This window comes from Legionella quinlivanii, assembly GCF_900461555.1.
GTDB classification, from domain to species: Bacteria; Pseudomonadota; Gammaproteobacteria; order Legionellales; family Legionellaceae; genus Legionella_C; species Legionella_C quinlivanii.
Window position 1 is genome coordinate 188,955 of sequence record NZ_UGOX01000001.1, and the last position, 12,872, is coordinate 201,826.

Consider the following 12,872-nt stretch of genomic DNA (forward strand, 5'->3'; position numbering starts at 1 on the left):
ACTATTAAACATATGGGCCTGGCATTGTGAAAGCGCATGAATAATTTTCTCAGAAACAAAATGCATACTATTCGTATCCCCAGTGGCAATGCCTGTCTGGATGGCCTTCTATTCATACCGGAATCGGCAAAAAGTATTGTACTTTTTGCCCACGGGAGCGGAAGCAGCCGCTTAAGCAGCCGCAACCATTTTGTTGCCCGTTCTCTGAACAATATGGGGCATGCGACGTTACTCTTTGATCTCCTGACGCCAAAAGAAGAGGCGATCGATAGTTTTACCCGCGAAATCCGCTTCAATATTTCCCTGCTTGCTTCACGTTTGATCGATGCCAAGCACTGGTGTCAGCAGACTTTGGAACCCATGCCTTCTGGTATTGGTTATTTCGGTGCAAGCACTGGCGCAGGGGCTGCAATAGAAGCGGCTGTTCGCGATCCGGATCAGGTCAAAGCCATTGTGTCCAGAGGAGGAAGGCCTGATTTGGCTTTGGCTTATTTACAGGATTTAAAAGCGCCCACTCTTTTAATCGTGGGCGGTTATGATAGTAGGGTGATTAAGTTTAACCAGGATGCCAAAATGAAAATGAATTCTCATGCTGAGCTGCAAATTATTGCCGGTGCGAATCATTTATTCGAGGAATCAGGTAAGCTTGAAGAAGTCTCGCATTTGGCTAATAGCTGGTTCAATGATTACCTCTTGTAGCCCTGGTATTAATAGTATTGAAAAAAGATATTCACTAAGTATAAAATGAGTTCAGTTTTAAATTCCTGAGTAAAGAATGATTTCAAGTTTTTTCAGGCCTGTACCTGTAAAGCTTTTCTCTGCTGATGAGGAGAGACTGCTGCTGGAGAAGGCAATCGACGAACTTCCTGAAAATGATGCACTATCTTTTTATAATCTGGTCAGGCGCCTGGAGGAACTTTGCAAGCAAGAGCAACCGGATGCTATGCGCAATAAGCTGGCGTCTCTTCTTACTAAACTAGGAGAAAAAGCCAGAACGGCTGATGTCTATTATATACTTGCCGATCTGCAAAAAGGCTACCCGTTTCTGGGTAAAGGTGATGGACAGTATTTACAGACAGCCGCTGAGCTCGGGCATCCCCTCGCTTTGCGTCAGGTGGCGGGTTATGCATTGCTGGGATATTATGCTAACCCATCTCAAGCGGTATCCTGGGCAATCCACTGTTTAAAATTCATGGTGACGCTGCCAGCCCATGAACTTAAGACCCCGTTCATTGCAACTTGTCTTACTGAAGATGTAATACGTACGCTCGAGCGTCATAATTGGGATCCTGTTCGTTTGCGAGCACTCAACAAGCTACAATTGAATGAGCTAATTGCGCAATTTTCTGAGCATTTAATCGGGAAGCCTGCAAATGAGAAAAGTCAGTTCACTTTGACCCAACCTGCATCTGCGCTATTTTATAGCGGCGCCTTTGTAAAACCTGAAGAAATGCCCCCGCAACTGGAAGAAATTGATGATGCTGAAGAGAATGAGTCTGAGATGGATATAGAAGACGAATCTGATATGGACAAAATCAAGCTAGGCATGTAAAGACCATGCGACAACCCGGATTATCACTCAATGGCGCTGCTTTAAGGTTTTAACCCCTAGCCCTACGTCCCTCGGCTTGTCCCTGAGAGATGGTCACAAAATTTAACCATCCTATAAGAGCCTACATGCCCCCTATAAGAGCCTACGTACCCCGCTTTATGCGGGGTATCCATAACAATGGTAGTGAGTTTTAAATGCTTTTGCCAATCAGACGCATTGCCTGGATACCCCGCATAAAGCCTGAGGGATCCCCTCATAATTCTCTCCCTGCAACTAGTATCTCTATTTGCAGGGCCTCGACGGCTTTATCATAATCAATTCTATGTTTAAATTTCCTTTGTATGATTCGACAGCCGAGATAGAACAAAGAAAGCACTCGTTTTTTTTGGGATGTGTTGGCTTGAAAAGAGAGATGCCATCGCTTGTTTTCAGCAACGAAGCCGGTTAAATAAGCAATTAAAGTAGCCAACATAGCAATCATTAGTAACACTTGAATTCGCTCTATTGATTTTGAGTAAGCATGTTCAAAGCTAAAGCCATATTGAGATGACTTCAAATCTCGAAAATTCTGCTCTATTTGCATGCGTTTGAAATAGATTGAAAAAGGGTTAAACGATGTTTCTGTATTGTTTAATGAACTTGCTAAAAGCCAAGGTTCATTGGCTGATTTTGAATACACCTTGTCTTTCTTGCTTTGCGCTTTCTTTTTGTACTTATTAAAACGTGTACGTTTTTTTCCGGATAGCTTTATTAAATAAAGAAATGTTTCTATTGGGTCTGTTTTAGAGACAATGCCCCACCCCAGAGATTGTCCTTGTTCGGTCGCCTTTTCCTTTGAATCACAATAATATTCCCAGTAAGTATGGGTATCCAATCGATAACATATATTACCCCGGATACGGCCAACATAGTCCCAACCTTGTTTTAACACCAACCGAAACCATGAATTATAAAAACCAGCATCCGTAACTAATATCGGGAGACTTGTCTCAGGCAGAACTTGCTTTAAATTCTGTAAAAATAAGTGATGCGCTTTGTCACTATTTTCATATTGGCGAGGAAATACCTCTTCATAGACTGATAACGCACGGCCTTTAGCGACTAATGAGGCTCTAAGCAAATAATGCGTTGTATTAGGAACATGGCTCCAATCTACCAGGATAATAGGACGACTATTTGTTCCAATTAACCTATGGGCTGTTTTTTGGTATATCGAGAATCGCTCTCCATGCAGGTTTTTATTCCCTAAAAAACGATCACAGCGTTTAATATTATTCTTTTCTTGAGCCTTATTTTTTAATGCTCGCCCCAACTGAGTTAACGACAGCTTTTTTTCCCTGAGTAAGGCATTGATAAATAAATTAAGAGTATTAAATCGTTTTCCATGGATAGTACTTGATAGCAAATTGTGTAAAAATCGCTTTATGTGCATGAGATATCCTAATCAAAATTGTTCGCAAAACTATTTGATCATATATCTTCATGCACTGCCACTTTTTAATATCCCTATTTATGAGGGGAGCCCTCAGGCATAAAGCGGGGTGCGTAGGGTTTAACATTATAATTATAAATCAATGTGTTACGTTTAAGTTTTGTGGCCATCTCTCAGGGACAAGCCGAGGGAAGTAGGTAAATATGCTTAAGGCAGCGCCATCAGACTATTTGACTACTCAATCTTTATTCTTAACAGTTCCTCAACCACCTGCGGGTTAGAAAGCGTCGAAATATCACCCAGATCGCTAATGGATGTCGCTTTTCCCGCGGCAATCAGTCGAAGGATGCGGCGCATTATTTTCCCGGATCGCGTTTTAGGTAAGTCGGTAACCAATAGAATATTTTCCGGTTTGGCAATGGCGCCAATTTCGTCAATTACTAATCTCATCAAATCCTGTTTTAATGAGGGTTCTGCCTGATAACCGGTCTTTAAACTGACAAAGGCTAGTACGCCCTCTCCTTTAATAGGATGAGGGATGCCGACCACAGCGGCTTCGGCAACTGCTGGGTGTAACACCAGCGCACTTTCAATTTCCGCAGTGCCCAGGCGATGGCCAGAAACATTCAATACATCGTCTATTCTTCCCAAAAGCCAGAAGTTTCCTTCTTCGTCTCGTCTGGCGCCGTCTCCAGTAATATAGTAATCGCCTCTGAAATAGGTTTTGCGGTAACGTTCATGATCCCCCTGAATAGTTCTCGCCATTGACGGCCATGGGAATTTTATAGCCAGTGTCCCCTGTGCGGCTCCATGCAGTTCTTCGTCTTCATCACTGAGCAGTATGGGAAAAATACCTGGCAAAGGTTGGGAGGCAGACCCCGGTTTTTGATGATGATAGGGCGGTTGTTCGCTTATCATGATAGCGCCGGTTTCGGTTTGCCACCAGGTGTCTACTACCGGACAACGCTCGGCGCCGACCTGCTGATAGTACCACTCCCATACTTCCGGGTTAATGGGTTCGCCTACTGTTCCTAGCAGGCGTAGCGATGTTCTGGAGCTGTCATTTAGCCATTCATCGCCAGCCCGTTTTAGGGCTCTTAAAGCGGTAGGTGCCGTATAGAATACATTGACCTTGTATTTATCGATAATCTTCCAGCAGCGTGATGGATTGGGCCAATTGGGGATGCCGGCATACATCAGTGTTGTGGTGCCATTTCCCAAAGGGCCATAAACGACATAGCTATGACCGGTAATCCACCCGACATCAGCAGTACACCAGAAGACATCCTCTTCCTTGCATCCAAAGACCAGTTGGTGGCTATAAGTAGTCTGTACGATATAGCCGCCGCTGGTATGTACTAGTCCTTTAGGTTGTCCGGTGCTTCCGGAGGTATAAAGAATAAACAGCGGATCCTCAGCATCCATCCATTCCGGCGGGCAATCATTGCTCACTTGCTCACGCAGTTCATCCCAGTAAAAGTTAACAGCCGGGTTAAAATCAATCGCGCGATGGGTAGAGCGTATAATCATAGTTTTTAGTGCGAGGTTTGCACTGGCTTCATCCGCCTGCTCTTTTAAGGCATAAAATTTACCGCCACGCTGATAGCCATCAGCGGTAATCAATAATTTACAAGCCGCCGCCTGAATTCTTTGCCGCAGTGCATGGGCAGAAAATCCGGCGAAGACGACAGTATGGATTGCCCCAATGCGAGCACAAGCGAGCATTGCAATGGCAGCTTCCGGTATCATAGGTAAATAAATAGCGACCGTATCACCTTTATGAATGCCCAGCTTCTTCAAGGCATTTGCCATACGGCATACTTCCTCATGCAAGGCGGCAAAGCTTAGAATCCGTTGCTCATGTTCTTCATCACCCTCCCAAATAATTGCCGGTTTTTCAGCACGGTGAGGCAAATGCCGGTCGACGCAATTGAAACATACATTCAATTTGCCATCGACAAACCATTGGATAGATCCTTGCCTGAAATCACCCTGTTTAACTGATTTCCAGGGGGCATACCAACTAATCTGTTTATTGGCAACTGAAGACCAGAAGTCCTCTGTAAACGAAGGAGCGCCTGAATGACTGTTCATAAAAAACCTTATGCGTTCAATGCCTTAATAATGGCAGAAAAATCAAGCTCGCTAAATCCAGCTTCGCTAAACTGCTGGTAGAGCAAGGCTGCTCTTCCGGTGATAGGAGTATGCACTCCAGTCATGGTGGCCGCTTTTTGACTCAGCATTAAATCTTTCAACATCATGGCCACTGTAAACCCGGGGTGGTAATTATTATTGGCAGGGACATCGGGTATAACATCCGGCACCGGCATATATTTTGAAGTGACCCAACATTGGCCTGACGAGGAATTAACCACTTCATGGAGTTTTTCAGCCGACAGGCCCAAGGCCTGACCGAGATTAAACGCTTCTGAAACCGCAATCATGGTGGCTCCAAGAATCATATTATTGCAGATTTTTGCCGCCTGACCGCTTCCCGCGTTTCCAGCATAAATAATCCGTTTCCCCATGCTGTTCAGCACGGTTCTGGCTTTATCCAGAGCATATTCCCTGCCGCCCACCATGAATGTCAGCGTACCCGCTTTTGCCCCGGCAACGCCGCCAGAGACTGGCGCATCGAGAGACAGCAGCAGTTTATCAGCAGCCAGCTGATGGAGCTTCCTGCTGGTCTGTACATCAATTGACGAGCAGTCGATATGGATGGCATGTCTGGCTGTCGCATATAGACCGTCTTCACCCAGACAAACCTGCTCGACCTGCGAGCCTGATTGCAGCATGGTAATAATCACTTCATTATCTCTGGCGGTGTCATGAAGTTTACTGGCAGCATAACCGCCCGCCGCAATCAGGGCTTCAAGAGCGCTTGCCTGTAAATCAAAGCCAGTCACGTCATGACCCGCTTTTACCAGATTAATAGCCATTGGCAATCCCATATGGCCTAATCCAACAAATCCAATTTTTGCCATGCGGCCTCTCCTTATTCTCTTGCAATTAATCGTGAGTCGGCATTACAAACGCATTTTGCTTCAGATTGGTTAAAGGCCATTTGCTGGTCACCGTTTTACGGTGAGTATAAAAATGAATGCTTTCCAGAGCATGCATATTGGTATTGCCAAAAGAAGAATGCTTCCAGCCGCCAAAAGGATGATTAACGATAGGAACAGGAATCGGAATATTAACGCCGACCATGCCGACCTGAACTTCCTGACTGTATCTTCGGGCGGTATAGCCATCACGGGTAAAGATGGCGGTACCATTACCATATTGATTACGGTTAACCAGAGCCAGGGCTTCATCAAAGCTGTTCACACGGAGTACAATGAGCACCGGGCCAAAAATTTCTTTCTGGTAGATACTCATGGATTCAGTGACATGATCAAATAAGGTCGGCCCGACAAAGAATCCCTGAGGATGCTCTGGATGGGTAAATGAGCGTCCGTCTATCAAGAGCCTGGCGCCTTCCTCAACGCCATTCGAAATAGCCTCAACAACACGTTCTTTATGGGCTTTACTAATCAGAGGTCCCATATCGCAGCCTGCCGCATCGCCGGCATCCACTTTGATGGCTCTAATCAGTGGATTTATTTCATTGATGAAACGATCAGCTGTTTCATCGCCTACAGCAACTACAGCCGAAATAGCCATACAGCGTTCCCCGGCTGAGCCATAGGCAGCTCCGGTGACTGCCTGAGCCGCCTGGGCGAAATCTGCGTCTGGCATAATGACGCAGTGATTCTTGGCACCGCCGAAGGTATGCGCGCGCTTGCCATGCGCACAGGCTTCTGTATAAATGTATTCGGCGACTGGAGTCGAAGCGACTGCAGTGAACGCTTTGATTTTGGGATGCCGAAGCAGATAGTCCACGGTATCCTTATTACCCTGAATGCAATTGGCTACTCCCGGAGGCAGCCCGGCATCGTCAAGTAATTCCAGAAGGCGAAGTGGTGCAGAGGGATCTTGCTCTGAGGGTTTTAATAAAAACGTATTTCCGCAGGCAATCGCCGGGATCATCATCCATACGGGAACCATAACCGGAAAATTGAAAGGTGAAACACCGGCGCAGATTCCCAGTGGCTGATAGAGAGTATGGCTATCAATTCCTGAGGAAACCTCAGCGGAAAACTGGCCTTGCAAATGGCTGACCAGCCCGCAGTGAAACTCAACGACCTCAATGGCCCGGGCAATAGAACCCTTCGCATCATCGATGGTTTTGCCATGCTCCCGATTTACGATCGCAGCTAATTCATTCTGATTTTTTTCAAGCAGCTCGCGAAATTTGAAAAAAACGCGGGCCCGTTTGAGCGGAGGTGTTTCAGCCCAGGCGCTGCCTGCCTTCTCAGCGGCGGAAATAGCTTGTTCACAAACCTGTTCATCTGCAAAATGGACTTCAGCAATGATTTCGCCGAGAGCTGGATTATAAACCTGCTGCGTGTTTTTACTGTCGTTAATGGTTATTTTGCCATTAATAAAATGCCCAATGGAAGTATCCATTTTTTCACTCCTGTTTAAGAAAGGGCCGGCTTTCTTATCAATTATTCGCTAAATGCAGACAAGGTCGCCTGATAATAGCGCTTGTTATCCTGAGGCTGAGCGCTTCGGGTTTCAATGATTTTGACCTGATCTTGATCCTTGCCTGACTTGGCGAGCGCCTGGGCAATGGCTTCTTCCAGACTACTTTCTGAATAGCCGGTGTAATCTCTTGTATTGATGAGGGTCATCCTTTAACCTTTCTTGATTAAAACAAGCATCTTAACATGAAAGAAATGACTTGAAAAATCGTCCTTTTTTTTGGAAAAATGAAGGGCAAACAATTTTCTATTTGAAAATACTAACAAAAAATTGTTAAGTTTGGCTTTTTAATCAATAATAAAATGACCTAAGCATGCAAGGATCGATGCAAAATGCCAAAAACAATCTTGAGGGTTGAAAAAGGACTCGTTCTGACTTCAGAAATGAAGCAAAATCTGAAATCCCAGCTTAAATTGGATAGTCTTGACGATTTAGTGATTAAGGAACACGAAAAGACACCTGATTTAAAAGAAATTTATCAACGCAGGCTGGATATTCTGGCTGAGGCTTTTGAGTTTATTTATCAATCGATTACACCTTCAAGTTGTACCCCTGAAGAACTCCGGAACTATTTGGAATTTTGTAAACATAGTAACCAGCTGCCCGAGTTGGGCGACCAGGATAAATATCAGGAAGTATTAGCCAGTTTTACCGGTATGCTGGTGAACTCACTGATTGACAATTGGAATTGGCCCTATCGAGTCCGGGATGCAGTGAGCTTACTCAATCGGGCTGAGCAATATGTCATTATGCAGAAAGGGCGTAACAACTTAGCCTCGCTCAGTAAAGTGTCGCAATTCAGGGAAGGTTTTATCCTGAATTGGGAGAATACATTACCCGCCTGTTCCCAGGAAACTATCGATGATCTTGCCAAGATCAAGAAGACCTATCTTTCTGATTTACCTAAATGGCTGGATTCACTTCCATATTATCAGCAGATTTTCTTTCTTACGTCCCCTGAGGAATGCCAGACAGCCACGCAGTTAAATAGCGAAAATAATGCGATCATAGCCTGGTGGCGCAAGGCAACTGAAGCCAAGCCGCTCAGCAATGCGGATTATCTGGCAATTGTCGATGGTTCAGTAAAAAAACAGCCAAAATGGTTCCAGGGTATCCCAGAGAATCGCCGGCAGGTAATCCGGGTATTGCTGATCTCGGAAGGTAACAGTTTTGAACGCGTTGAGGGCAGACTTCATGAGTTGGGCGAGAAGCTTCGTCAGAATGTTACCAAGACTACAGACGAATATATTAAAACGATTCGTGACCTGCCAGGCTGGTTTGTTTATCTGCCCCTTGCCGAACAGAAACTGCTAAAGGCGGCGCTTGATAGAAGTGAACGAATAGAAGATGTAGTGCATTTTTTGCCAAGCCGATTAAGAAGTATTCCAGGGTTGGCGAATCTGGCTGAACACAATTGTGCAATGCTGTATGCTGACTGCAGCGAAAAAAAGAAGTTTACACCCAGGCTGCGTAGCAGCCATCTGGCTTCTCGTGATGTGAAGACGCAACCCAAACCTATCGGCGAATTGCATGCGCTGCGTAATTTTAAACGAATTCTTGAAATTATTGAGCAGCGTTACAAGAAGAGTATTGCTTTTGTTCAAACCTTGATTAGCCCTGTGATTGGCGCTTCATTGGTTGGGGTACCTGATCAGTATCTCGATGTAATGCGTAAATGGGTTATTGCCAATGCGCCCAAAGACAAGTTTAGAATACTCAGTAAAAATCATGCGCTCAATATGGCAAAGCGGCTTCTCTATACGGCAGCAGATGATGCAAATTGTCTGGAGTTGCTCTATGCGGCGAAGGCGGTGTGGCCAAGGATTCCTGCGCTGGATAAGTTAATTGAGGCTTACCAGAAAACGCTGGAGTCTGGGCCATTCACAAGCAATTTTCGAGACTATACCGGTAGAGAACTGAGCTTAAGCTCCTATGAACATTTATTGGCTGATTTTATCAATGCGGCCAGTTATGGATCCTGCGTCAGCGGTAAGGATAGGAAAGCACTGGAAATCATACATACCGATGCAATGCAGATTTACTATGAACTTTATGGTGAATGGCCGCAATTTAATGAAGATGGAATAAATCGCGAAAACTTTGTGGATATTGTTTCCGATCTTTACGTTGATCGACATGCTCATGAATTTGCTGATGAAAACGCGCCGGGTACCGAAGGGATTAAAACCCCCGCAAATTATTTTCCTCAAGATATTGCAAAAGCAATTGAAGAAAAGATGAAACCGTTTAAAAACTCACTGCTTTGCGACGATAAAAACGCGACGAATAATGAAGTGAAAAAGATAGCTGCTTTTAAGCAGGCTGCGGCTTATCAGGTGGCAGAAGGGCATAAAAAAGGCTTGATATTTTATGGCTTTTCCAAGTGCATTATGGCCGCGCAACGACTGGACAATCAGCAAACCGTGGATTTATTGGAATCAATAAAAATATTAACCGGTGAAACAGCTTTCTGGAAAGATAAGCGTTATGTATTTGGTAAGAGTATTCCTTTTTGGAATAAAACGTCTTATGTCGATGCCATGCCCGGTGGTATCGATTTTATGCAGAAGGCGACCAGCAGGCAGGATGATTGCACCCGCATTCTAGCGGAGATTTATTATACTTTGGGAAGCCGCACATCGGACTATCGAGATAAAGATACCAAGGCGGTTTATGAGGCCATTCTTAAACTGAGAGACGCAAATCCTCCGGGTGAGGAGTATAGCGCGGCCATGAAAACGCTTAAGCAAACGAGAGACCTGGCTTTTGCGAAGAATGCAGCAATCCCCTTAATGGACGACACAGCGGGCAGGGCAGAGATTGCGGCCCTGCACTAGCGGGGCAAAAAATGGAATGGAAAGGCCTAGAGGTCCAGCAGGTTTTCCAGTCCGTAAATCATCTGGTTTAACTGAGTAACCTTTTGACATGACAGCAGCAAGCCTGGCATAAACGAGCTGCGATCAATGCTGTCATGAACAATAGACAGGGTTTCTCCCTGACTGCCAAACAGGACTTGCTGGCGGGCCAAAATTCCGGGCAGGCGGATAGAATGAATGGGGATCCCTTCATGCTGGCCGCCGCGAGCTCCCAGAATGGATTCCTGTGTAAGCGTTTCTTCCGGCGGGATTTGGCGGCTTTGGGCAATCATTTCAGCTGTTTTAATGGCAGTGCCCGAAGGCGCATCAAATTTCTGCGGGTGATGCGCTTCAATAATTTCTACATTCTGAAAAAATTTAGCGGCTAGTGCCGCGAAATGCATCATCATTACAGCGGCGATCGAAAAATTGGGAGCAATAATGCCTCCAAGTTTTAAATTAGCGCAAGTTGCCTGCAATTCTTCCACTTGGTTGGGTAATAAACCGGAGGTCCCAATCACAGGATGGGCACCTCCATTAATAATGGTCATGGCGTTTTTAAAAGCAGAGTCCGCACGGGTTAAGTCAACTACGATAGACGCCTGTGTTTCAGCAATCGCCCTTTCCAGATTATCCTCACGGCCAAGGCCTCCGACCAATTGGAATTCCTCCTGGGCCTGGAGTGTTGCACAGGCAAGACGTCCCATTTTGCCTGAGGCACCATTAACAATCACCCGTATGGTCATATACTCTCCTTCTATTATATTTCTTATCTGAACCACCACGGCGTAAACCCTCCTCCTGCGTACCCCGACTTGTTCGGGGTATCCAGCTCAAACTGGCTGATCCAATTCAGACCTCCTGCAACCATTCCTGGATACTGCGGTCAAGCCGCAGTACGTAGGCGAAGCTGGCTAGTCTTCCGCCTCCACCTCATCCTTTTTAGCTTTTTTTGCCTTTTTAACCCGCTTTTTCTCTTTATAATTTTCCCGTACGACTCTTAATGCCCACATACTGGCGGGAAGCCAGCCAAAAAGAGTGGCCTGCATCACCAATGCGACGATAGCACCTCCGGGATTATCATAAATTAATAATACCAGCCAGGGAAAAAATAGCGCTAAAAGAGACATTAACCATTTCATGGATGATAATCCTAACTTTGGTTCCAAGGTTTCATGAAAGTCCAATAATAAGACCCTAACCCGCTACATGTCACGGCCAGTCCGGGGCATCCTCACTCCCGTCCTTTGAGTAAGCTAGATCACCCGAACAAGTCGGGTGACGTAGGGCAAGCCGGTGACGTTGGGAGTGTCCTCTGCCCAGGTTTAACGGCTTGTCCGAGACCTCCGCACTTCCCCCTACGTGCCACGGCTTGTCCGGGGCATCCTCACTCCCGTCCTTTGAGTAAGCTAGATCACCCGAACAAGTCGGGTGACGTAGGGCAAGCCGGTGACGTTGGGAGTGTCCTCTGCCCAGGTTTAACGGCTTGTCCGAGACCTCCGCACTTCCTCCTACGTGCCACGGCTTGTCCGGGGCATCCTCACTCCCGTCCTTTGAGTAAGCTAGATCACCCGAACAAGTCGGGTGACGTAGGGCAAGCCGGTGACGTTGGGAGTGCCCTCTGCCCAGGTTTAACGGCTTGTCCGAGACCTCCGCACTTCCCCCTACGTGCCACGGCTTGTCCGGGGCATCCTCACTCCCGTCCTTTGAGTAAGCTAGATCACCCGAACAAGTCGGGTGACGTAGGGCAAGCCGGTGACGTTGGGAGTGTCCTCTGCCCAGGTTTAACGGCTTGTCCGAGACCTCCACACTTCCCCCTACGTGCCACGGCTTGTCCGGGGCATCCTCACTCCCGTCCTTTGAGTAAGCTAGATCACCCGAACAAGTCGGGTGACGTAGGGCAAGCCGGTGACGTTGGGAGTGTCCTCTGCCCAGGTTTAACGGCTTGTCCGAGACCTCCGCACCTCCCCCTACGTGCCACGGCTTGTCCGGGGCATCCTCACTCCCGTCCTTTGAGTAAGCTAGATCACCCGAACAAGTCGGGTGACGTAGGGCAAGCCGGTGACGTTGGGAGTGCCCTCTGCCCAGGTTTAACGGCTTGTCCGAGACCTCCGCACTTCCCCCTACGTGCCACGGCTTGTCCGGGGCATCCAACTCAAACCGCAGTAAGCAGGCAAAAAAACATTCAACATCTAAAAAGCTGTTATTTAAGAGTATTATATACCGATGCATCGTATTTGGCGATGCGATGCATCTATAGAGAAGCAGTCAATAACATACAAGACAAAATATTATTGAAGAATAAGAAATATTATTGTTCATGAAGTACATATTTTGCGTAGTTAAAATTTACTTTTATTTTTTTGTTTTGTAGAATGGCTGCCTTTCCTCGCGATTACATCAACGACTGTTGATTGGCCGAGGTTTATTTTCAATTCTCTAATCA

At 46.2% G+C, this 12,872-nt stretch carries 10 protein-coding genes; 3 read left to right on the top strand and 7 right to left on the bottom strand.

All coding sequences use genetic code 11. The annotated features are described in order from the left end of the window. The first annotated feature begins 36 nt into the window (after positions 1-36). Together DYH61_RS00840 and DYH61_RS00845 are read left to right on the top strand one after the other, a co-directional pair. The gene (locus DYH61_RS00840; protein ID WP_058506767.1) at positions 37-699 is read left to right on the top strand and encodes a dienelactone hydrolase family protein; all 663 of its coding nucleotides are present in this window, start codon (positions 37-39) and stop codon (positions 697-699) included. Between the two features lie 76 nt (positions 700-775). Next, positions 776-1,552 (top strand): hypothetical protein, encoded by a 777-nt coding sequence (locus DYH61_RS00845; protein ID WP_058506766.1) that lies wholly within the window; start codon positions 776-778, stop codon positions 1,550-1,552. A gap of 253 nt (positions 1,553-1,805) precedes the next feature. Here the strand turns inward: DYH61_RS00845 and DYH61_RS00855 are convergent, their stop codons facing one another. From DYH61_RS00855 to DYH61_RS00875, 5 genes are all read right to left on the bottom strand, one after another. Then, on the bottom strand, positions 1,806-2,984 hold the full coding sequence (locus DYH61_RS00855; RefSeq protein ID WP_115343291.1) for an IS4 family transposase: 1,179 nt from the start codon (positions 2,982-2,984) through the stop codon (positions 1,806-1,808). Positions 2,985-3,218: 234 nt separating this feature from the next. Then, entirely contained in the window at positions 3,219-5,078 is a 1,860-nt protein-coding gene (acs, locus tag DYH61_RS00860) for an acetate--CoA ligase (RefSeq protein WP_058509052.1), read from the bottom strand. An 8-nt stretch (positions 5,079-5,086) separates the two neighbouring features. Next, entirely contained in the window at positions 5,087-5,968 is an 882-nt protein-coding gene (gene mmsB / locus DYH61_RS00865; RefSeq protein ID WP_058509051.1) for a 3-hydroxyisobutyrate dehydrogenase, read from the bottom strand. Positions 5,969-5,993: 25 nt separating this feature from the next. Beyond that, positions 5,994-7,493, bottom strand: coding sequence for a CoA-acylating methylmalonate-semialdehyde dehydrogenase (locus DYH61_RS00870; protein WP_058509050.1), 1,500 nt, complete (start codon positions 7,491-7,493; stop codon positions 5,994-5,996). 41 nt (positions 7,494-7,534) lie between these two features. Further along, positions 7,535-7,720, bottom strand: coding sequence for a hypothetical protein (locus tag DYH61_RS00875; protein ID WP_058509049.1), 186 nt, complete (start codon positions 7,718-7,720; stop codon positions 7,535-7,537). A gap of 183 nt (positions 7,721-7,903) precedes the next feature. Between DYH61_RS00875 and DYH61_RS00880 the strand changes: the two genes are divergently transcribed. Next, positions 7,904-10,408, top strand: a complete 2,505-nt coding sequence (locus DYH61_RS00880; protein ID WP_058509048.1) for a hypothetical protein — start codon at positions 7,904-7,906, stop codon at positions 10,406-10,408. 26 nt (positions 10,409-10,434) lie between these two features. Here DYH61_RS00880 and dapB read toward each other — a convergent pair whose 3' ends face one another. Together dapB and DYH61_RS00890 are read right to left on the bottom strand one after the other, a co-directional pair. After that, entirely contained in the window at positions 10,435-11,172 is a 738-nt protein-coding gene (gene dapB / locus DYH61_RS00885) for a 4-hydroxy-tetrahydrodipicolinate reductase (protein WP_058509047.1), read from the bottom strand. A 168-nt stretch (positions 11,173-11,340) separates the two neighbouring features. Further along, complete coding sequence (locus DYH61_RS00890) at positions 11,341-11,568, bottom strand: hypothetical protein (RefSeq protein WP_058509046.1); 228 nt, start codon at positions 11,566-11,568, stop codon at positions 11,341-11,343. Positions 11,569-12,872 lie beyond the last annotated feature (1,304 nt).

Bases quoted from the DNA above. Each gene is read 5' to 3' on its own strand.
- DYH61_RS00840 (WP_058506767.1), top strand. From the start codon at position 37: ATGAATAATTTTCTCAGAAACAAAATGCATACTATTCGTATCCCCAGT.
- DYH61_RS00845 (WP_058506766.1), top strand. From the start codon at position 776: ATGATTTCAAGTTTTTTCAGGCCTGTACCTGTAAAGCTTTTCTCTGCT.
- DYH61_RS00855 (WP_115343291.1), bottom strand. From the start codon at position 2,984: ATGCACATAAAGCGATTTTTACACAATTTGCTATCAAGTACTATCCAT.
- acs (WP_058509052.1), bottom strand. From the start codon at position 5,078: ATGAACAGTCATTCAGGCGCTCCTTCGTTTACAGAGGACTTCTGGTCT.
- mmsB (WP_058509051.1), bottom strand. From the start codon at position 5,968: ATGGCAAAAATTGGATTTGTTGGATTAGGCCATATGGGATTGCCAATG.
- DYH61_RS00870 (WP_058509050.1), bottom strand. From the start codon at position 7,493: ATGGATACTTCCATTGGGCATTTTATTAATGGCAAAATAACCATTAAC.
- DYH61_RS00875 (WP_058509049.1), bottom strand. From the start codon at position 7,720: ATGACCCTCATCAATACAAGAGATTACACCGGCTATTCAGAAAGTAGT.
- DYH61_RS00880 (WP_058509048.1), top strand. From the start codon at position 7,904: ATGCCAAAAACAATCTTGAGGGTTGAAAAAGGACTCGTTCTGACTTCA.
- dapB (WP_058509047.1), bottom strand. From the start codon at position 11,172: ATGACCATACGGGTGATTGTTAATGGTGCCTCAGGCAAAATGGGACGT.
- DYH61_RS00890 (WP_058509046.1), bottom strand. From the start codon at position 11,568: ATGAAATGGTTAATGTCTCTTTTAGCGCTATTTTTTCCCTGGCTGGTA.